Raw genomic sequence first — 20,398 nt, forward strand, 5'->3', positions numbered from 1 at the left:
CCATCGATCCCGTTTCTGTGTCCGGCCCTCACGGCCGTAGGAAGTGTTCGGGCCCCGGGCGGGGCGACCGGCCGTCCCCTGCCTGCCGCCCCGTTCCCGGGGCCCGTCTCCGCCGGGCGGGCGGCTCGTCTCCGCCGAGAACGAGGCGCCCTGGCCCGGCAGTCCGTTACTCGCCCGGATGGGCGAGTTCGATGTCGTGACCGTCGACGCCGCGACCGGTCACGGTCAACTGGCCCGCCACCGGCGGGTATCCGGTCGCGATGACCGAGTACTCGCCCGCGTCCAGGTCGGCGAAGGCGTACGCGCCGTCGTCGCCGGTGGTCGCCGTGGTGACCACGTTCCCGGCGGCGTCCACGAGGGTCACCCGGGCGTCGGCCAGCGGCAGGCCCGCGGCGCCGCCGCGGACCACACCGCGCACGACGGCACCGGACTGAAGCACCGCCTCGATCCGGGTCACGCCCTGGCCGCCGATCTCCACGGGCAGCGCGAGCGGCCGGTAGCCGAGGGCGTTCACCGCGACGGTCACCGCGCCCGGCACGAGCTCGGCGAAGGCGAACTCGCCCTGCACCGTGCTCGTCCCGGTGGCGAGCACATCGCCGCGCACGTCCGTGACGACCACCATGGCGCCTTCGACGGGGCGTCCGCCGTCGGCCGCGCGCACGACTCCGCCGAGGCCGCTCGTCCCGGCGAGCAGGATGTCGTACACCAGCGGCTCGCCCGTGACGGTCACCGTGGAGGCCTGCGGCTGGAAGCCGTCGGCCGAGGCGATCAGCACATACGATCCGGCGCCCGGAGCGTCCAGTGTGTAGCCGCCGTCGCCCTGGGCGACGGAGCGGCCGAGCTGCCGGCCGGCCGGCGAGATCAGCGTGACGGCGGCCCGGGGCACCGCGGCGCCCTCGGAGCCGCGCACCACTCCGCGTACCGCGACACCGGAGGCGACGGACGCGACCGGCTCGGCAGCGACGGCCTGCGCCGGGGCCGGGGCCGGGGCCGTGGCGGTGGCGAGCGCCTCCGGAGCCTCGGATGCGGCGACGGCCTGCTTCGCCTCGGCGTCCGACGAGCTGCTCTTCAGCGCGACCTCCTTGATGAAGAGGGTCACCAGGAAGGCGACGAGCGCGAAGGGAGCGGAGTACAGGAATATGTCGGCGACCCCGTGCCCGTACGCCGTCTCCATCACGGTGCGGATGGGGACCGGCAGCTTGTCCAGGTCGGGAATGCCGCCGCCGCCCGTACCGCCGTGACCCAGCGCCTCGCCCTGCGGGCCGAGCTCGGCGAGCCCGTCCTTGACGTAGTGGGTGACCCGGTTGGCCATGACCGCGCCGAGCGCGGAGACGCCGATCGCGCCGCCGAGGGACCGGAAGAAGGTGACGACGGAGCTGGCCGCGCCGAGGTCCGAGGGGTCGACCTGGTTCTGGGTGCAGAGCACCAGGTTCTGCATCATCATGCCGAGTCCGAGGCCCATCAGGACCATGAAGACCGCGATGTGCCAGTACTCGGTGTCGTGGCGGATGGTGCCCAGCAGGCCGAGGCCCGCCGTCACCAGGGCGCCGCCCGCGACCAGCCAGGCCTTCCAGCGGCCGGTCTTGGTGATGATCTGACCGGAGACGGTCGACGAGACGAAGAGACCGCCGATCATCGGGATCGTCAGCACACCGGACATGGTCGGCGACTCGTCCCGGGCCAGCTGGAAGTACTGGCTGAAGAACACCGTGCCGGCGAACATGGCGACGCCGACGAAGAGCGAGGCCAGCGAGGCCAGCGTGATCGTGCGGTTGCGGAACAGCCGCAGCGGGATGATCGGTTCGCTCGCCTTCGACTCGACGAGCAGGAACAGCGCGCCGAGCACCACGGCACCGCCGACCATCGCGCCGGACTGCCAGGAGATCCAGTCGTACTTGTCGCCGGCGAAGGTCACCCACACCAGTAGCAGCGAGACGGCGGCGCTGATGAAGAACGCGCCCGACCAGTCGACCTTCACCTGCCGCTTGACGACGGGGAGCTTGAGGGTCTTCTGCAGCACCAGCAGGGCGATCAGCGCGAACGGCACGCCGACGTAGAAGCACCAGCGCCAGCCCAGCCACTCGGTGTCGGTGATGACGCCGCCGAGCAGCGGGCCGCCGACGGTCGCGACTGCGAAGACGGCACCGATGTAACCGCTGTAGCGGCCCCGCTCGCGGGGGGCGATCATCGCGGCCATCACGATCTGCGCGAGGGCGGACAGGCCGCCGACGCCGATGCCCTGGATCACCCGGCACGCGATGAGCATGCCGGAGTTCTGCGAGAGTCCGGCGACGACCGAACCCAGTACGTAGATGAGCAGCGATATCTGGACCAGCAGCTTCTTGGAGAAGAGGTCCGAGAGCTTGCCCCACAGCGGGGTGGTCGCGGTCATCGCCAGCAGCGAGGCGGTGACGACCCAGGTGTAGGCGCTCTGCCCGCCGCCGAGGTCGGTGATGATCTCCGGCAGGGCGTTGGAGACGATCGTCGACGACAGGATGGCGACGAACATGCCGAGCAGCAGCCCGGACAGTGCCTCCATGATCTGCCGGTGCGTCATCGGCGCCCCGCCGTCGGGGGCGGATCCACCGCCGTGCTTGGCGTGGCCGCCCCGCACACCGTTCGGTGTGGTCGTAGCCATGAACTTCCTTTTCTTCATACGTGTGTACGGGTGGCGTGGGCCCGGCAGTCCCCGACGGATTCGCGGAGGCGGGCCAGCATCGCGTTCAGCTGTCCGACTTCTTCGTCGGACCAGTCGCCCAGGTAGTGGGCGAACATGTCCGTGGTCCGGCGGCCGAGGTCGTCGAGCAGGTCCCTGCCCGCCGGGGTGAGCCGCAGGATGCGGGACCGCCGGTCCTCCGGGTCGGGCGACCGCTCCAGCCAGCCGCGCTCCACCACATGGGCCACATGCCGGCTGGTGACGGACATGTCGACGGCCATCAGCTCGGCGAGGCGGCCCATCCTCATCTCTCCGTGCCTGCCGATCAGTGACAGCACCGCGGCGGACCCGGAAGGACACTCGGCGGGCAGGATCCGCGACAGGCTCCGTTTCACGGCTCCGACTGCGCTTATCTGCCGGGCCAGCTCCTCGTACTGACTCCGCTCGGCCAAGGCCCCTCCCAGCTTTTCGTTGCTTAGGGCAACGATAGAAGCTGTTGGTTGCTACAGGCAAATGAAAACGGGCCTGAACGGGTAAAGGAAGCCAAAAGGCTTTGCATATGCGGAGTCATGGGCGGGTCATGTCCTTCTCGGAACCCATCGGCCGCCCGCCTGGGGTTGGGGCCGTCGACGCCGTTCGCTAGGGTCCTGCCCCATGGCACACAACCCCCATGCTCCCCAAGGCCAGGGCCCGAGGGCAACTACGACCCCGCGGGCAGCACCCAGATGTTCCGCGCTTTCGTCGACGAAGGCGCCCCGCAGGGCCGCGCGGCGGCGACGCCCGCGGCGACGTCCTCCTCGCGTGTCGGCCTGATCGTCGGCGTCGTCGCGGCGGTCGTCATCCTCGGCGCGGTCGCCTGGCTCGCCCTCGGTTAGAACCTGTCTGCCGGAACCCGTCCGGATCGGGCGGGCCCGGTCACTTCCATGCCGCGGTGACGTCCTGGGTCTCGATGTGCATGCCCAGGGGCACCCGCCAGGCGTCCACGCAGACCGTGTACGCCTGCTTCCGCACGGCTCCGGGCGGGATCGGCGCGGGCAGAGGCTGACTGGACTCGCGCGTGGCCCAGTCGACGCCGAGCGCGCCGATGATGTGGGTGGCGAAGGTGACGGTGCCGGACACGGCCGCCGTACCGCCGGTGTTGCGGAACTCGACGGTGACCTTCTCGCACCAGCGCCGGTCGAGGGCCTCGCGGACAGGCTCGCCGAGCTGTAGCACGGCAGGGCCGGTGGGGCCCGGCTCCGGATAGGAGGGTGCCGGGGCGGGTGTGGACGGTGCCGGGGCGGGTGAGCCGCCGGGAGTGCCGTCGGAGCCCGGGGTCTGCTGCGGTCCGCCGCTCCCGGAAGGGACGGCGCCGCCTGTGCCGTTCGCGGGCGTGCCGCCGGGACCGCTCCGCGCGTCGCTGCCGCCCTCCGGGCCGGCGGTCGGCCCGGAGGCGCCCTGTCGGGGTGCCTTCCCGGCCGCGCCCGTGGCCCCGTCGCCGGCAGGGCCTTCGTTCCCGTCCAGCGGGGCGAGCGAGACCTTTCCCTGCGGCGGTACGGCAGCGGTGGGCGCACGGTCCGGTCCTGAGCCGGCGGCGCCGAGCGCCACGTCACTCTCGCCGCTGCCGCCGCACGCGGTCAGCGCTCCGCCGAGGCAGAGCGCCAACGCCACGATCCCTGGGCCGGTTCGCCGTCGCATCGCGCCAGTGTGACTGACGACCCGTCAGGAAGGAACCTTCCGGTACCATTTCGAGACGGGCCTCGAGCGGATGAAGCCCTGATCGTCAGTCGGCGATCAGCCCTTCCCGCAGCTGCGCGAGGGTGCGGGTCAGCAGACGCGAGACGTGCATCTGTGAGATGCCGACCTCCTCGCCGATCTGCGACTGGGTCATGTTGGCGAAGAACCGCAGCATGATGATCTGCCGCTCCCGGGGCGGCAGTTTGGCCAGCAGCGGCTTGAGGGACTCGCGGTACTCGACACCTTCCAGCGCCGAGTCCTCGTAGCCGAGGCGGTCCGCGAGCGAGCCTTCACCGCCGTCGTCCTCGGGCGAGGGCGAGTCGAGCGAAGAGGCCGTGTAGGCGTTGCCCACGGCCAGGCCGTCGACGACGTCCTCCTCCGACACCCCCAGCACCGCGGCCAGTTCGGGGACGGTCGGGGAGCGGTCCAGCTTCTGGGCGAGCTCGTCGCTCGCCTTGGTGAGTGCGAGGCGCAGCTCCTGGAGTCGGCGCGGGACCCGCACCGACCACGAGGTGTCCCGGAAGAAGCGCTTGATCTCGCCCACGACCGTCGGCATCGCGAAGGTCGGGAACTCCACGCCCCGTTCGCAGTCGAAGCGGTCGATCGCCTTGATCAGGCCGATCGTGCCGACCTGGACGATGTCCTCCATCGGTTCGTTGCGGCTGCGGAACCGCGCTGCGGCGTAACGGACCAGCGGGAGGTTGAGCTCGATGAGGGTGTCGCGCACGTAGGTGCGCTCCGGGCTGTCGTCGGCCGCGCCCTCGCTGTCCAGGGCGCGGAGCCGCAGGAACAGGGAGCGGGAGAGAGTGCGGGTGTCGATGGCTTCCGAGCTGCCGGGCACGACGGGTGCGGGCGCGCTTGGAGCGCGAGTGAGCACCTTCGAGCTGCCCTGTTCTACGGACATGCCACCCCCTTGAGGTCGCGGACGGTCGCGGTGGCCGCGACCGTCTGAGGAACGCAGCCTCCACCTGAATACCGGCGGCGAGGCTGCGGCAAACGCGGTTCCAGCAGAATGTCACATGTCGGCAACACGCTGTAGTGACATGTCGACAAGTATCGCGCAAAAATGCCCAGTAAACAGGGGGTGTAAGGCTTTTGAGCCCCCGTCAGGGGCTCAGATGTGCTCTACCCGTTCGAGCTACGCTTCGATCCTGTTTGCGGAACGAAGTCGAGCGAAACTTCTCGCCAGCAGCCGCGACACATGCATCTGGGATACGCCGAGTTCCTGGCTGATCTGCGACTGTGTCAGGTTGCTGTAGTAGCGGAGCATCAGGATCCGCTGTTCACGCTCGGGCAGCTGGACGAGGAGATGGCGCACCAGGTCGCGGTGTTCGACGCCGGCCAGCGCCGGGTCCTCGTAGCCGAGCCGGTCCAGCAGCCCCGGCATGCCGTCGCCCTCCTGGGCCGCCTCGAGCGACGTCGCGTGGTACGAACGGCCGGCCTCGATGCAGGCCAGCACCTCGTCCTCGCCGATCTTCAGCCGCTCGGCGATCTCGGCGGTCGTGGGGGACCGGCCGTGGGCGGTCGTCAGGTCCTCGGTGGCCCCGTTCACCTGGACCCACAGCTCGTGGAGGCGTCGCGGCACGTGCACGGTCCGCACGTTGTCGCGGAAGTACCGCTTGATCTCGCCCACCACCGTGGGCATCGCGAACGTCGGGAACTGCACGCCGCGGTCCGGGTCGAACCGGTCGATGGCGTTGATCAGCCCGATCGTGCCGACCTGGACCACGTCCTCCATCGGCTCGTTGCGGCTGCGGAACCGGGCGGCGGCGTACCGCACGAGCGGGAGGTTGGCCTCGATGAGCGCGGCGCGCACCCGGGAGTGCTCCGCGGTCCCCGCCTGGAGCCCCTTGAGGCGGCCGAACAGCACCTGGGTCAGAGCCCGGGTGTCCGCGCCACGCCTTTGCGGCCTCGCCGCAGGGGCGGTGTCGTCCGGCCTCTCGTTCTGAGGTGGCACCTGAGGCGCAGTACTGGCCGACACGGTCAAGCCACCCCTTTGCGGTCATTTACGGTCAACTCATCCGTCAAAAGCGGTCATAGCATCACAAGACATGTCCACTGTGTGCAAGCACCCGATAACGTCGTGTTGACGTCGCACTGGGACGGGAAACCGAAAAGCCCCCGCCCTGGAGGGCGAGGGGCTCGTGGAGGGGCCGTCAGAACTCGTAGTCGGCGATCACCCACGTGGCGAACTCACGCCACTGTCCGGCAGCCGCCTGGTGGGCCGGATGCTCGATGTACCGCTTCAGCGCGTCCTTGTCGGCCACGGCCGAGTTGATGGCGAAGTCGTAGGCGATCGGCCGGTCCGTGATGTTCCAGGCGCACTCCCAGAACTCCAGCTCCGGTACGACCCCGTCCAGCTCCTGGAAGGCCTTCACTCCGGCGGCGACGCGGGGCTCGTCGCGCTCGACACCTTCGTTGAGCTTGAAGAGGACCAGATGGCGGATCAACGTGCACTCCCTGGTTGGCCGGCAGGCCGGGGCCCGGCCGGCGGATCTCGGCCGGGGCCGCGATGCCTGGCGCGGTCCTAGTTGACGAGCTCGGTCATGAACTCTCCGACGCCCTGCGCGGCGCTCGAAATGCCCTCGAACCCTACCCCCACCAGGTCGGCAGCCCGGTCGGGGGAGTTGATGATCGTGTACAGGATGAAGACGACCACGACGTACACGGCTATCTTCTTGGCTTGCACCATCGGCCCCTGTCTCCCCTGCTGTCCTGCCCCTGGCGACGCGTCGCGTGAGTCTAGCCGAGCGCATTCGGACAGATTTTCCACGGCCAAGAGCCTGTTCCTCATGCCCTTTGCGCGTGCGGGTCGGGCGGAGCACCGGTCGCGGAGCCGCTCACCGGCCTTTGCCGCGGCGCCCCCGCCCGCGTGCGCTCCCTGCGCCGGTCCGGCCGGAAGTCGCCCCTTCATCGCATCCGCACGCAGGTGCCGGATCCCGGGCGGCCTCGGCGGTGCCTGGAGAACCGTCTGCGGGCCGCAGCCGCCGACGGTGAGGTCCTGGCCGTCCGGAGAGGCCCGCGGCCACGACGAAGGCCCCGGTGCCATGCACCGGGGCCTTCGACAAGAGCGGTAGCGGAGGGATTTGAACCCTCGGTGACTTGCGCCACACTCGCTTTCGAGGCGAGCTCCTTCGGCCGCTCGGACACGCTACCGGGAGAGAGCTTAGCCCAAGGTGGGCCGTGCTCCGAAATCGGTGAGGGGCATGCGTCCGCCGAGCACCTTCCTGACTGCCGGCGGGCACTCCTCAGAGGCTGCCCGGCCGGTCCCGGAAGAACGCCGTGAGCTGTTTCGAGCACTCCTCGCCCAGCACCCCGCTCACGACTTCGGGCCGGTGGTTGAGCCGGCGGTCCCGCACGACGTCCCACAGGGAGCCCGCCGCGCCGGCCTTGTCGTCCCGCGCGCCGTAGACCACGCGAGCCACCCGCGACTGCACGATCGCGCCGGCGCACATCGTGCACGGCTCCAACGTCACCACGAGCGTGCAGCCGGTCAGTCGCCACTCGCCGAGGACGACCGCGGCTCTGCGGATCGCCAGCACCTCGGCGTGCGCCGTCGGATCGCCCGTCGCCTCACGCTCGTTGTGTCCGACGGCGAGGATCGTGCCGTCTCCGGAGAGGAGGACGGCGCCGACCGGCACGTCGCCGCCCCGTGCCGCGCGGTCCGCCTCGCCGAGGGCGAGGCGCATCGACGCCTCCCACGGACCGCGCACAGGGTCGTTCACCGGCACCGGTTCCGACGTGCGCGCCGGTGCGTGTTCGTCTGCCGGGCGGGGCACTAGCGCACGGTCTCCAGTACCTCGCCCGCACCGAGCGCGTCCGCGATCTCCGACAGCGCGTCCGTCTCCAGCGCCAGCAGCTCCTTCTCGGACATCCCGAGATCGGCGAGGATCTCGCGGTCGCCGGCCGGACCCGTCGGGACGGACTCGCCGGCCTGGGCGGGCAGATCGACCGTGTCGGCCCCGTCCTCCTCCGGTTCTCCGTCCTCCGTACCGTCGAGGTCCAGCGCGTCGAGGTCGGCGGCAGGGTCGTCGTCGTCCCCGCCGAGCAGTTCGTTGGTGAGGATCTCCCCATAGGAGGAGCGTGCGGCAGCGGCCGCGTCCGAGACGAAGATCCGAGGGTCCTCCTCGCCCTCGACCCGGAGGACGCCGAACCAGGCGTCCTCCTGCTCGATGAAGACGAGGACCGTGTCCTCGTCAACCGAGGCTTCGCGGGCCAGGTCGGTCAGATCCGACAGGGTCTCCACATCGTCGAGCTCTGTGTCGCTCGCTTCCCACCCGTCATGAGTGCGCGCGAGCAGTGCGGCGAAGTACACCGTGACTCTCCCACTGATCAGAGGTGTGACGACCGGCGGCGCGTTCTGCGTTCGTGCCCCGCCCACTCGGAATCGTGGCAGAAAGAGGCGCGTTGCGAGAGGTCTTCCGTCGTTGCGTCGGCCATCAGTTCTTAAGGGGCTCGTGGGACGGTCTACCAGCGAAAGGTCCGCATACGCATCTGCCGGCGCATCCGGGCCGCTCGGGCGCGTCGCGGCTGGACACGGTCGCGCAGCGCTTTGGCCTCGTTGAGTTCGCGCAGGAACTGGGCGCGTCGTCTGCGGCGCTCCCCGTCGGTCGCGATCTCCTGTTCCGGCTCCGGCTCCGGCTCGGGCTCCGGCATCGGCCACACCACCCCACGGCTGTATCCGTACTCCCCCCGGGACCTGTCCGCGGGCGCTTCCTCGGCCCTGCGGCCTGGGGAGACACCTCTCCACCTTCCCTCCGGAACCGTCCTTGATGCGAGTGCGGGCTACTGTTGACGCCATGCGGATCCACGTCGTCGACCACCCGCTGGTGGCGCACAAACTCACAACGCTGCGCGACAGGCGCACCGACTCCCCCACCTTCCGGCGCCTCGCCGACGAGCTGGTCACCCTGCTCGCGTACGAGGCCACTCGGGACGTGCGCACCGAGCAGGTCGACATCCACACCCCGGTGACGGGCACGACCGGTGTGAAGCTTTCCCACCCGCGGCCGCTGGTGGTGCCGATCCTGCGGGCCGGCCTGGGCATGCTCGACGGCATGGTCCGGCTGCTGCCGACCGCCGAGGTGGGCTTCCTCGGGATGATCCGCAACGAGGAGACGCTCGAGGCCTCGACGTACGCGACGCGCATGCCGGAGGACCTCTCCGGGCGCCAGGTGTACGTGCTGGACCCGATGCTGGCGACGGGCGGGACGCTGGTCGCCGCGATCCGTGAACTGATCAAGCGCGGTGCGGACGATGTGACCGCGGTCGTGCTGCTCGCGGCGCCGGAGGGCGTCGAGGTGATGGAGCGCGAGCTGGCGGGCACCCCCGTGACCGTCGTGACCGCCTCGGTCGACGAGCGCCTGAACGAGAACGGGTACATCGTGCCCGGCCTCGGTGACGCGGGTGACCGCATGTACGGGACGGCCGACTAGCGATCCCTCAGTGGTGCGGCCGACCGCGCCGCAGGACCCCCGAAGGGCCGGAGAACTCCGGCCCTTCCGTCGTCCCTGGGGCGGGTCTACCTAGCACTTGCCGGAAGGCGCCGGCTTCGGCTGTGACAGCGCCGCGAGGGCGACGTCCGCGCTCGCCTTCGCGTCGAGGGCCTTGAAAGCGGTGCCGATGATGAAGTCGACGTCCCCGGTCGTGCGGGTGTCGGTCTTCGCCTGGAAGCCCTGGATCTGGGTGCCGAGCACCCGGAAGGCGCCGTTCTGGGCGGTGGACGCTCCGAGCAGTACGGCGGTGCCGGGGACCTTCTTGTCGTAGGCCACCGGCGCGTTCGCGACCTTGCCGATCTTGAAGCCACGTTTCTTCAGCTCATCGGCCGTCGACTTGGCCAGACCGGCGCGCGGTGTCGCGTTGTAGACGTTCACCGTGATCTGCCGGGGCAGTGGTGGCGGGGGCGCCGCGGAGGGGGACGGGGCGGGTTTGCACCGCGTGCCGCCCCCGCTCGCGGAGGTCTTCGCGCCGCCGCCTGTGAACGCGTCGATGAGCTGCAGCGTCCCCCAGCCGGCGAGGCCCAGCGCGACCACCGCGGCGACAGCCGCAAAGACGATCCTGCGGCGGTTCCGGGGGCGTCGCATTCGTGGGTACTTGTCGCCCGTGATGCGGTACTTTCCGCCCATGCCGGGGGAGTCAGCATGCTCATGGGCGCAGCGTAGTGCGGTGCGGTGGCTATGCCTACTAAACGATCAGTTGATTGCGTCCGTACGGTGTCGAAAGGACCCCGAAAGGATCAGCCGAAGACCGTGGTCGACCACCCCTGTGGCGTTGCCCGCCGCCGGCGCGGCCGGTTGAGAACCGGGGCTCCGGCCGGCTCAGCCCAGCTCGAGCACGCGGGCGTGCAGGACCTGACGCTGCTGAAGGGCCGCGCGCACCGCGCGGTGCAGGCCGTCCTCCAGATAGAGGTCGCCCTGCCACTTCACGACGTGGGCGAAGAGGTCCCCGTAGAACGTCGAGTCCTCCGCGAGCAGCGTCTCGAGATCCAGCTGTCCCTTGGTGGTCACGAGCTGATCGAGGCGGACCGGGCGCGGCGCGACATCCGCCCACTGCCGGGTGCTTTCCCGGCCGTGGTCGGGATACGGCCGCCCGTTACCGATGCGCTTGAAGATCACACGGAAAGCCTACCGGTCAAGAGGCTCATGGCGCAGCCATGGAACCGCGGTGCGATCTGATCAGTACTGTGCAAACCGGGAGAATGGGGTCTCTCGCTGGTCTTCCCCGCCGGCATCAGGGCGACCTCTCCGGTGTCTCCGCGGCCACCGCGGGGGTTCGGGGGTCGGTCGCCGCCTTCGGGCACCAGGTGCCGGGGGCCTGGTCGAGCCGGCGGACCGTGCGGCTGATTCGCTCGAACGGGGGCGGCGTCATCCGGGTCCCGCGGCGCTGTACGCGCGAACGGCGCGCCGCGGGCGATGAGCCCGCGGCGCGCCGCGACCGTTGCGGCCTGGCGCCCGTCGTGGGCGGAGCGGCTGGTGTGACGGGGGGTGCTACTCGGTCACTTCGTGGTCGTGACCGTCGTGCAGGCCGCCGCCGCTGCCCGCGTCACCGTCCGTCGGGACGGTCGTGACCGGCTTGCGCAGCGAGCTGATGTCGTGGGCGTAGGTGCCCACGGCGTTGGCGATGATGCCGATGTTGACGGCGAACGCCTTCATGTTGATGTTGCTGATGTCGTCGCCCGCGGCGTGGTAGTTCACGTCGTACGCGATGCCCGCGACACCGCCGAACTTCTTCGCCTGCGCCTCGGTCTTGATGCCCTCGGCGCCGGTGAAGGTGCCGCCGGACGGGATACCGACCTCGATGAACGGCCCGTAGTCGGAGCGACCGGTGAAGTCGGTGCCCTCGTGCGGGGTGCCCCGCTTGTCGAGGAACTCGTTGATGTCGCGCTCGAGCTGCGCGGAGCCCGTCGGGCCGGCTCCCGAGCCGACGCCGTCGGAGTTGTCGCCGTCGTAGACGAAGAGTCCGTAGTTCGGCGACGCGATCATGTCGAAGTTGAGGTAGAGCTTGATCTCCTTCTTCCCCAGGCTGCTGAGGTTCGCGACGTAGTGCTCGGAGCCGAGCAGTCCGTTCTCCTCGGCCGACCACCAGGCGAAGCGAACCTTGTTGGTGGGCTGCTTCTCCCGCTTGGCGAGCTCCTCCGCGACCTCGAGCAGACCGGCGGAGCCGGAGCCGTTGTCGTTGATGCCGGGACCCGCGGTCACCGAGTCGAGGTGGGCGCCGAGCATCACCGTGTTGGCGGCGTTGCCCCGGCGGGTCTCCGCGATCACGTTGTTGGTGCTGCGCTTCTCCTGGAGCTCGCGGACCTCGAAGGAGACCTCCAGCGGGCCCTTGGCGAGGTCGGCGGCGAGCTTCTCACCGTCGGCCTGCGTGATGCCGCCGGTCGGGATCTTCGCGGATGCCTGGTCGCCCAAGGTGCCGGAGAGGCTGCCCTCGGTGTTGTTGTAGACGATGGCGCCGACCGCCCCGGCGGCCGCCGCGGCGGCCTGCTTCTCCGCGAAGCTGCAGCCGCCGCGCTTGATCAGCGCGATCTTGCCGGTGAAGGTGTCCGACGCGTAGTCGGCCGCCTCGCAGCCGGTCGTGTCGTCCACGGGCACCGCCGCAACAGCGGCCTTGATGCCGCCCACAGGAGTGGACTTGGTGTACGTCATGGCGGCGATCTCGACGTCACGTGGCGCCGGTGAGACGACGGAGAGCTTCTCGGCGAGCGTCTCCGTGTAGATGAAGTCGAAGCGCTGGTACGACACGTCGTACCCGTACTTCTTCATCTGCTGGTACACGTACGCCGCGGAGGCGTCGTGACCGAGCGAACCGGCGGCGCGGTGGCCGTCCGTGCTGTCCGCTATCTGCTGGAACTTCTCAAGGTGCTCGAAAGCGTCGTCCGCGGACGACTTCTGGACCAGCTTCCGTGCCAGCTTCGACGCGTCCATGGCCGCCCGGTCGCCCGGGTCCTGACGCTGCGCAGCGGACGGGGAGGCGGATGCCAGCAGGAGCGGGGTCGCAAGTGCGGCAGCGGCCACGGTGGCCACGGCTCTGCGATGGGTTGCCTTCACAGAGGTCCTTCCCGATGTGTACGAGGGTTGAGGGGAAGTTAGCGATCTCCGTCGCCCCTGTGAACACTTGTGCCGTAACTCATGGCGCATTTCCCCCCATCAGCGCACGGAAGCGCCTCATCCACTTCAACTCCCGGTTCTTCAGGGCTTCCTGGGCGGCTTCGCCGACGGGGCGGACTCGGCCTTCTTAGCTGTCTTAGTCGCCTTCAGGGTCCTGGCGGTCTGTGTGGCCTTGGCGGCCTTGGCGGCGGCCTTCTTCTCCTGCTTGTACGCCCGCACCCTGGCGAGCGATTCGGGGCCGGTGATGTCGGCGGCCGACCGGTAGGAGTCCTTCTCGCCGTACGCGCCGGCGGCCTCCCGCCAGCCCTCTGGACGTACGCCGTACTGCTTGCCCAAGAGGGCCAGAAAGATCTGCGCCTTCTGCTCGCCGAAGCCCGGCAGCGCCTTCAGCCTCGCGAGCAGGTCCGCACCGTCGGCCGCCTCCGTCCAGACGGCGCTCGCGTCGCCGCCGTACTCGTCGACGAGGAACCGGCACAGTTCCTGGACCCGTTTGGCCATCGACGCGGGGTAGCGGTGGATCGCCGGCTTCTCCCGCAGCAGTTCCGTGAAGGCGTCCGGGTCGTAGGCGGCGATCTCGGCCGCGTCGAGATCGTCGGTGCCCAGGCGCTGCGCCACGGTGTACGGGCCGGTGAACGCCCATTCCATGGGGATCTGCTGGTCGAGGAGCATTCCGATCAGGGCGGCGAGCGGGCTGCGGCCGAGGAGCTCGTCGGCCTCCGGTTGCTGGGCGAGGTGAATCGTGGCGTCCATGCCCCGATGATCACCCGGCGGCCGGTGCGCCGCCAGCGAAGCGCCCGGCGGCGCCAGGGCTGTGGCGCCAGGGCCGGGCGGGTGTCACGGCTTCAGCCGGGCGGCCCTGGCCCGGAGGTAGTGGGCCTCCGGGATGCTCAAGGTCGAGGCGGCCGCCGAGCGGTAGGCGGCACGGGCCGCGTCGATGTCGCCCGCCTTCTCCAGCAGGTGCGCCCGTACGGACTCGAGCCGGTGATTGCCGCTCAGCCTGTCCTCGAGGCGGAACACTTCGGCGAGACCGGCCCGCGGGCCGTGCACCATGGCCGTCGCCACCGCCCGGCCGAGCTCGGCCATCGGTTCGGGGGTGCGGGCGACGAGAAGGTCGTACAGGGCGAGGATCTGCGGCCAGTCGGTCTCCTCGGCGCTCGGCGCCTCGTCGTGCAACGCGGCGATCGCCGCCTGCAGTTGGTACGGACCCGCCGGGCCCTGCGACAGCGCCTCCTCCACCAGCCGGGTGCCCTCGGCGATCGCCGCGCGGTCCCAGCGGGTGCGGTCCTGCTCGTCGAGCGGGACCAGCTCTCCGTGCGGGCCGGTGCGGGCCGCGCTGCGGGCGTCGGTGAGCAGCATCAGCGCCAGCAGCCCGGTCACCGCACCGTCCCCCGGCAGCAGGCGTCGTACGGCGCGGACCAGGCGGATCGCCTCCGCCGCCAGGTCGGCGCGGTGCAGATCACGGCCGGAGGTCGCCGTGTACCCCTCGTTGAAGATCAGGTAGAGCACCTGCAGTACGGCGGCGAGCCGGGCGTCCCGGTCCCCCGGGCCGGGCTGCCGGAACGGCAGACCTCTTATCCGCTGCTTCGCCCGGCTGATCCGCTGCGCCATGGTGGCCTCCGGCACCAGGTGCGCCCGGGCGATCTCGGCGGTCGTCAGACCGCCGACGGCCCGCAGGGTTAGCGCGATCTGCGCCGCCGGGGCCAGCTCCGGGTGGCAGCACAGGAACAGCAGCGTGAGGGTGTCGTCGTCGGCGGGCGCGCGGGACTCGCCGGGCGGCGGTGCCGTGAAGGCGTCCCGGGGGGCGAGCCGGCCGGCGGTCTCCTCGCGCCGGTGCCGTGCCTCCTCACTGCGGAGCAGGTCCGTAAGGCGACGGGAAGCGACCCTGATCAGCCAGCCGCGCGGGTTCTCCGGCACGCCGATCGCCGGCCACTGCTGCGCCGCCGCCAGCAGTGCTTCCTGAACGGCGTCCTCGGCCAGGTCGAAGTGGCCGTACCGGCGTACCAGCGCACCGAGGACCTGCGGCGCGTGCAGGCGCAGCAGGTCCTCGACCCGGCCGGGATCAGCAGACATCGCCTCCGCCGTCCATGATCTGCCGGATCACCACGGGGTACTCGACGGTGCCTTCGGGGACCGGGCACTGGGTGATGCGCGACGCGATCTCCGTCACGCGGTCCAGGCTCTCGCACTCCAGGACCCAGTATCCGGCGAGCACCTCCTTCGTCTCGCCGTACGGCCCGTCCGTCACCACCGGCCGGCCGTCCTTGCCGGACAGGACGTGCCGGGTCTGCGCCGGCGCGGCCAGGCCCTGCCCGTCGACGAGCTCGCCGGACTCGGCGAGGTCGTCGTTGATGCTCTGCATGAACGAGAACATCGCCTGCATGTCCTTCTCGTTCCAGGCCGGGGCGTTCTCGGAGCCGTTGCCGCTCATCGCCTCGTAGTCCGCCTGCGTGCCCTGAATCATCACCAGGTACTTCATGACTCGCTCCTTGTGGCCGGTCGGTCACCCCTGTGGGCAACTCTCACAGGAGACGTCGGAGACGTCGGCGCGTTCTCGACATGACGCGGCAGATTTTTTTCACGGGCGCGCACAGAGCCGCCGTGAGGGCGGCAGAAGTGCGACGCCGGCCCCGGGAACGTGTTCCGGGACCGGCGTCGGCCGGAGCGTTCCGGCCCTGCTGTCGGGGGAGGTCAGTTGGCGTCGACCAGGTCGTGCGCAGGCACCTTCACCGTGCGGGCACCCGGCTTGCCGCCCAGCACGACCTTGCGGAGTGCGCTGTTGTTGCCGAGATCGGTCTCCTGGAGCCGCTTCTCGGGGTTGGCCAGCACCTGGATGTAGTAGGTGCCGTTGGGCAGGTCGGTGATGTCGAAGGACTGGCCGGGCAGGTCCTGGGTGTACGTGTCGCCGGATCCGACGTCCAGCACCTCACGGACGGAGATCGAGTTCTCCTGGCCGCACGCGGTGGACAGGTCGGTGTTCTCCGGGTGCCAGTTGGCGTTCTTCACGGTGTAGTCGACGGCGTCGGTGTTGGCCAGGCAGAAAGCCTCCTTGCCGCTGCGCACCGCTTCCTTCTGGTCGGCCTTGAGCAGCCGGTAGCTGGCGAAGTCGGTGAAGTGCCAGTGCTCGTGCCCGGGCCGCGGGTCCCACTCCATGGTGCCGGTCGGGGCGTAGCCGACCTGCTTGCCGTCGGCGTCGTAGAAGTACTGGTAGGCGTCCATCAGCTTCTTGCCGGGGGAGCGGAAGCCGTCCACCACCAGCTGCGCGGGGCCCGCGTTCCACACGTTGGCGCTGAACGCCAGGTAGTCCTTGCCCGGGACGTCGTCCCCGCCGTCGCTGATCTGGATGCCGTAGGCCGGCAGCGACCGCAGGTCGGGCTTCGGCACGTTCGGCACGGACGCCTTGCCGGTCGGCCGGTTCGCGTTGGGCGTCAGCGCGGGGGCCTTCCTGGAGCCGTCGGTACGACCGGCGCCGTCACCGGCCTGCGACGCGGCCTTGAGCGCGGCCTTCTTGATGGCCCACGGCACGGCGGGCGGAGCGGGCGGGTAGGGCCCGTGGCCCACGTTGTACGACGGCCCGGCGCCGCTCGTGGGGGCCGCGGGCGCCTTCGGGCGCGCACTGTGTCCGGAGTGGCCGGAGTGACCGGCCGCGGCGTGGCCCGCGTGCTCCTTGGCCGCAGAGGCGCTCGCGCCCTCCTCCCAGCTGCGTTCGCGCACGGTCACGCTGATCGTCTGCGGCTTGTCCGCGATGCCGAACAGGTCCCGGTAGCGCTTCGCCACGGACACCTTGGCGGTGTACTTGCCGGCCGGCAGGGCGACCGGGGCGGTGTAGAAGCCGGAGTAGGTGTTGGACGCCCAGCCGTTCTCCACCCCCCACACCGAGCCGAGCGTGAAGGGGTTCGTGGGACAGCTCTGCGGATACTTCGACTTCGCCGGGGCGTCGGGGCGGACCCGGCCGGAGGCGTTGTTCGGGCAGAACGCCTCGTCCTTGGTCACCACGGTCTTGCCGGCCGCGTCGGTGACCGTGATCCGGACGAAGCCGGGAAGCCCGGAGAAGTCCTTCACGAGCCCCGCGGGCAGGGTCTTGGACCTGGGCGCCTTGTTCCCCTGCCGGATGATCTGCGTGGCGACGACCGGGTCCTTGTAGGACTTGCGGGTCACTTTGAGCTCGAGGGGGCCGTTCTCCGCGGTGAGGTAGGTCCCGAGGTCGAGGTAGACGCCGGGCTCTTCCTTCCAGGAGTCGAGGGTCACCGACGTGGAGGCGGCGATCAGACTGAACTTCGGCTTGCTCTGGGCCTTCTGGGCGTCGGGTGCTGCTGCGACGACGCCGGCGGTGACGGCGATCGCCGCGCCCGCGGCGATCGCGGGGCGCCACAGGCGGGCATGGTGGGATCTGGTCATCAATCCTCATATCCGAGTGCCTGACGGGACATGGATCAACAGCCCGCTCGCACATCCGGCCGCCCTCGTCGAAACGACGCGGCCCCCCGTCGCGAAGCTGTGTCCCGCCTGTGAGAGGCGCAGGACGGCCCTCGCGGTTGTCTCGCGTCCCCCAGCTCGCGGATGGTTGGCCGGAACCATGTCCTTTTCGCCGGATCCGGCCGACCTGCACCCGATCCCGCCCGCCGGCATCCCGGCCCGTGCTACGCCGCCGTGCCCGTCGCTGAGGAACGCGGACCCGCCCCCGGCGCGGGACGTACGGCTCGTTCCGCCGGTCCCGGCCGGCGGGAACGACGAAGGGCCCCACCGCGAACGGTGGGGCCCTTCGACATCGTGCCCGGTGAGGCACTGGCGGAGGATACGAGATTCGAACTCGTGAGGGGTTGCCCCCAACACGCTTTCCAAGCGTGCGCCCTAGGCCACTAGGCGAATCCTCCGCCGCAAACAATACAAGACGTTGAGGAGTGCTCGCGAACACCTTCCCGATCTTCCTCCCGGGGGTCCTGACCACTCCCCGGCATCGGGTAGCCTGGGTGCAGCCCCTCACGTGGCGCTATCTGACTGAACTCCCCCAGGGCCGGAAGGCAGCAAGGGTAGGTCGGCTCTGGCGGGTGCGTGAGGGGCGTTTGCGTTCTCAGGGATCCGGGGCGGCTCCGGTTGTCGGTGGGCCCCGATAACCTCGTAGGTGTGTCGTCCCTTGCGCTGTACCGCCGCTACCGCCCCGAATCGTTCGCAGAGGTCATCGGTCAGGAGCATGTCACTGACCCGCTCCAGCAGGCCCTGCGCAACAACCGGGTCAATCACGCGTACCTGTTCAGCGGGCCGCGCGGCTGCGGAAAGACGACCAGCGCCCGTATTCTCGCCCGCTGCCTGAACTGTGAGCAGGGACCGACGCCGACCCCTTGCGGGAAGTGCCAGTCCTGCCAGGACCTTGCGCGCACCGGGCCCGGATCCATCGACGTCATCGAGATCGACGCCGCTTCGCACGGTGGTGTGGACGACGCGCGTGAGCTCCGTGAGAAGGCCTTCTTCGGCCCCGCGAGCAGCCGCTACAAGATCTACATCATCGACGAGGCCCACATGGTCACTCCCGCGGGGTTCAACGCCCTGCTGAAGGTGGTCGAGGAGCCCCCGGAGCATCTGAAGTTCATCTTCGCGACCACCGAGCCCGAGAAGGTCATCGGCACCATCCGGTCGCGTACGCACCACTACCCGTTCCGGCTGGTCCCGCCCGGGACGCTCCGGGCGTATCTGGCGGAGGTGTGCGGCCGGGAGGGCATCCCGGTGGAGGACGGAGTGCTTCCGCTGGTCGTGCGGGCCGGTGCGGGCTCGGTGCGTGACTCCATGTCCGTCATGGACCAGCTGCTCGCCGGCGCCGCCGAGGACGGTGTGACATATGCCATGGCGACGGCCCTGCTCGGCTACACGGACGGTTCGCTGCTCGACTCCGTCGTCGACGCGTTCGCCGCGGGCGACGGAGCCGCCGCCTTCGAGGTCGTGGACCGCGTCATCGAAGGCGGGAACGATCCGCGCCGGTTCGTCGCGGACCTGCTGGAGCGGCTGCGCGACCTGGTGATCCTCGCCGCGGTGCCGGACGCCGGTACCAAGGGACTGATCGACGCCCCCGCGGACGTGGTCGAGCGGATGCAGGCGCAGGCCGCCGTGTTCGGCGCCGCCGAGCTCAGCAGGGCGGCGGACCTGGTCAACACCGGCCTGACCGAGATGCGGGGCGCCACGTCGCCGCGACTGCAGCTGGAACTGATCTGCGCCCGGGTACTGCTGCCGGCGGCGTTCGACGACGAACGGTCGGTGCGGGCCCGGCTGGACCGCCTGGAGCGCGGGGCGTCGTTCTCGCCCGGCGGCCAGGGCCCCGCCATGGGATACGTGCCCGGGCCGGACGCCCAGGCGCACGCGCCCGTGCCGCCGGGTGCCGGCCCCGCCGCCGCCCGTGCCGCGGCACGCGGTGACGCGGCTCCCACGGTCCCCGCGCCGGCCCAGACCCCCGCGCCCGAGCCCGCCGCGCCGCCCATCGGACAGCAGCCGCCCCAACAGTCGCCCCAGCAGGCTCCACGGCCGCCGCAGCCGGAGCAGCCCCAGCAGCCGCAGCCCCAACCCGCCGCGTCCCGCCCCGGTGCGTGGCCGGGGGCCGCGGGCCCCGGCGTGTCCGCCGGCGCGGCCGGGACCGCGGAGCCGGCCCGTCGGCCCGGCGGCTGGCCCACTGCCTCCGCCCCTGGCCAGGGCGCGCCGCAGCCCGCCGCTCCCGCACCGGCCCCCGCTCCCGCCCCGGCGGCCCCGGCGGGGCCCGGCCCTGGCCTGGCCCAGGGCGCCGGCCAGGTGCGGAACATGTGGCCGGAGATCCTGGAGGCGGTCAAGAACCGCCGTCGCTTCACCTGGATCCTGCTCAGCCAGAACGCACAGGTGACCGGCTTCGACGGCACGACCCTCCAGTTGGGCTTCATCAACGCCGGAGCCAGGGACAACTTCGCGAGCAGCGGCAGCGAGGAGGTCCTGAAGCAGGCGCTGGCCGAGCAGTTCAACGTGCAGTGGAAGGTCGAGGCGATCGTCGACCCGTCCGGAGGTTCCGGCGGCCCGGGCGGCACCGCTCCTCCGTCGGGCGGCCCCGGCGGCTACGGCAGCCAGGGCGGCTACGGCCAGGGCAGGCCCCAGGCCGCCGCCCCTGCCTCCCCGCCGGCTCCGGCCCCCGCCGCCCCCGCGTCGCAGTACGACCGGGCCCCGTCGCAGACGTCGCACCAGTCCTCCGCTCAGGCTGTCGCTGCTCCCGCTTCGCAGTCCTCGCCGGAGCCGCCCCGCCCTGCGGAGCAGTACGCACCGCCCCCGGTGTCCATCGAGGACGACGTTCCGGAGGCGGACGATCCGGACCTGGTGGACTCCGCGCTGTCCGGCCACGACCTCATCGTGCGCGAGCTCGGTGCGACGGTCGTGGAGGAATATACGAACGAGTAGCGGGCCCTCCCTCGGAGGCCCG

The 20,398-nt window shown here is 70.7% G+C and carries 19 protein-coding genes, 2 tRNA genes, 1 other RNA gene and 1 pseudogene; 4 read left to right on the forward strand and 19 right to left on the reverse strand.

Features of this window, described 5'->3' with window-relative positions; translation table 11 throughout:
• Positions 1-166: 166 nt before the first annotated feature.
• A complete protein-coding gene (locus tag GLX30_RS18460) occupies positions 167-2,638 on the reverse strand; it encodes an MFS transporter (protein ID WP_159690087.1) in 2,472 nt (823 codons plus the stop codon).
• A gap of 14 nt (positions 2,639-2,652) precedes the next feature.
• Positions 2,653-3,108 carry a MarR family winged helix-turn-helix transcriptional regulator gene (locus tag GLX30_RS18465; RefSeq protein WP_159690090.1) on the reverse strand — a complete coding sequence of 152 codons (456 nt, stop codon included), beginning with the start codon at positions 3,106-3,108 and terminating at the stop codon, positions 2,653-2,655.
• A gap of 202 nt (positions 3,109-3,310) precedes the next feature.
• Here GLX30_RS18465 and GLX30_RS34365 point away from each other — a divergent pair.
• Positions 3,311-3,531 (forward strand): annotated as a pseudogene (locus GLX30_RS34365) (hypothetical protein).
• 40 nt (positions 3,532-3,571) lie between these two features.
• Here the strand turns inward: GLX30_RS34365 and GLX30_RS18470 are convergent.
• From GLX30_RS18470 to GLX30_RS18505, 9 genes are all read right to left on the reverse strand, one after another.
• Positions 3,572-4,333, reverse strand: a complete 762-nt coding sequence (locus GLX30_RS18470; protein WP_159690092.1) for a hypothetical protein — start codon at positions 4,331-4,333, stop codon at positions 3,572-3,574.
• 85 nt (positions 4,334-4,418) lie between these two features.
• The gene (locus GLX30_RS18475; RefSeq protein ID WP_037774269.1) at positions 4,419-5,276 is read right to left on the reverse strand and encodes an RNA polymerase sigma factor SigF; all 858 of its coding nucleotides are present in this window, start codon (positions 5,274-5,276) and stop codon (positions 4,419-4,421) included.
• Positions 5,277-5,510: 234 nt separating this feature from the next.
• Positions 5,511-6,353, reverse strand: a complete 843-nt coding sequence (locus GLX30_RS18480; RefSeq protein WP_037776580.1) for an RNA polymerase sigma factor SigF — start codon at positions 6,351-6,353, stop codon at positions 5,511-5,513.
• 175 nt (positions 6,354-6,528) lie between these two features.
• On the reverse strand, positions 6,529-6,822 hold the full coding sequence (locus GLX30_RS18485) for a Dabb family protein (protein ID WP_159690095.1): 294 nt from the start codon (positions 6,820-6,822) through the stop codon (positions 6,529-6,531).
• A gap of 77 nt (positions 6,823-6,899) precedes the next feature.
• A complete protein-coding gene (locus tag GLX30_RS34370; RefSeq protein ID WP_167306839.1) occupies positions 6,900-7,064 on the reverse strand; it encodes a hypothetical protein in 165 nt (54 codons plus the stop codon).
• Positions 7,065-7,443: 379 nt separating this feature from the next.
• Positions 7,444-7,528: transfer RNA gene (locus GLX30_RS18490), tRNA-Ser, on the reverse strand.
• 92 nt (positions 7,529-7,620) lie between these two features.
• Entirely contained in the window at positions 7,621-8,061 is a 441-nt protein-coding gene (tadA, locus tag GLX30_RS18495; protein ID WP_244258472.1) for a tRNA adenosine(34) deaminase TadA, read from the reverse strand.
• A gap of 89 nt (positions 8,062-8,150) precedes the next feature.
• The gene (locus GLX30_RS18500; RefSeq protein WP_159690100.1) at positions 8,151-8,687 is read right to left on the reverse strand and encodes a hypothetical protein; all 537 of its coding nucleotides are present in this window, start codon (positions 8,685-8,687) and stop codon (positions 8,151-8,153) included.
• Between the two features lie 152 nt (positions 8,688-8,839).
• The gene (locus GLX30_RS18505) at positions 8,840-9,028 is read right to left on the reverse strand and encodes a hypothetical protein (protein ID WP_159690103.1); all 189 of its coding nucleotides are present in this window, start codon (positions 9,026-9,028) and stop codon (positions 8,840-8,842) included.
• A 143-nt stretch (positions 9,029-9,171) separates the two neighbouring features.
• On the opposite strand from GLX30_RS18505, the gene upp reads away from it, so the two are divergent.
• Positions 9,172-9,807, forward strand: a complete 636-nt coding sequence (gene upp / locus GLX30_RS18510) for a uracil phosphoribosyltransferase (RefSeq protein WP_159690106.1) — start codon at positions 9,172-9,174, stop codon at positions 9,805-9,807.
• A 90-nt stretch (positions 9,808-9,897) separates the two neighbouring features.
• Here upp and GLX30_RS18515 read toward each other — a convergent pair whose 3' ends face one another.
• From GLX30_RS18515 to GLX30_RS18550, 8 genes are all read right to left on the reverse strand, one after another.
• A complete protein-coding gene (locus tag GLX30_RS18515) occupies positions 9,898-10,497 on the reverse strand; it encodes a LytR C-terminal domain-containing protein (protein WP_159690110.1) in 600 nt (199 codons plus the stop codon).
• 192 nt (positions 10,498-10,689) lie between these two features.
• Complete coding sequence (locus tag GLX30_RS18520; protein WP_003955420.1) at positions 10,690-10,986, reverse strand: type II toxin-antitoxin system VapB family antitoxin; 297 nt, start codon at positions 10,984-10,986, stop codon at positions 10,690-10,692.
• A gap of 372 nt (positions 10,987-11,358) precedes the next feature.
• Positions 11,359-12,894 carry a M28 family metallopeptidase gene (locus GLX30_RS18525; RefSeq protein ID WP_159695111.1) on the reverse strand — a complete coding sequence of 512 codons (1,536 nt, stop codon included), beginning with the start codon at positions 12,892-12,894 and terminating at the stop codon, positions 11,359-11,361.
• 165 nt (positions 12,895-13,059) lie between these two features.
• Positions 13,060-13,728, reverse strand: coding sequence for an HhH-GPD-type base excision DNA repair protein (locus GLX30_RS18530; protein WP_159690113.1), 669 nt, complete (start codon positions 13,726-13,728; stop codon positions 13,060-13,062).
• 84 nt (positions 13,729-13,812) lie between these two features.
• On the reverse strand, positions 13,813-15,048 hold the full coding sequence (locus tag GLX30_RS18535) for a sigma-70 family RNA polymerase sigma factor (RefSeq protein ID WP_159690116.1): 1,236 nt from the start codon (positions 15,046-15,048) through the stop codon (positions 13,813-13,815).
• A complete protein-coding gene (locus tag GLX30_RS18540) occupies positions 15,038-15,454 on the reverse strand; it encodes a YciI family protein (protein WP_159690119.1) in 417 nt (138 codons plus the stop codon). Before GLX30_RS18540 ends, GLX30_RS18535 begins: the two co-directional genes overlap by 11 nt.
• A 212-nt stretch (positions 15,455-15,666) precedes the next feature.
• On the reverse strand, positions 15,667-17,373 hold the full coding sequence (locus GLX30_RS18545; RefSeq protein ID WP_208545439.1) for a lysyl oxidase family protein: 1,707 nt from the start codon (positions 17,371-17,373) through the stop codon (positions 15,667-15,669).
• A gap of 388 nt (positions 17,374-17,761) precedes the next feature.
• Positions 17,762-17,849: transfer RNA gene (locus tag GLX30_RS18550), tRNA-Ser, on the reverse strand.
• A gap of 97 nt (positions 17,850-17,946) precedes the next feature.
• On the opposite strand from GLX30_RS18550, the gene ffs reads away from it, so the two are divergent.
• Both ffs and GLX30_RS18560 read left to right on the forward strand, forming a co-directional pair.
• Positions 17,947-18,045, forward strand: an RNA gene (gene ffs, locus GLX30_RS18555) — signal recognition particle sRNA small type.
• Positions 18,046-18,099: 54 nt separating this feature from the next.
• Positions 18,100-20,376: a DNA polymerase III subunit gamma and tau gene (locus tag GLX30_RS18560; protein WP_159690128.1), complete on the forward strand. Its 2,277-nt coding sequence runs from the start codon at positions 18,100-18,102 to the stop codon at positions 20,374-20,376.
• Positions 20,377-20,398: the final 22 nt, after the last annotated feature.

Source organism: Streptomyces sp. Tu 2975 (assembly GCF_009832925.1).
Taxonomy (GTDB): Bacteria; Actinomycetota; Actinomycetes; order Streptomycetales; family Streptomycetaceae; genus Streptomyces.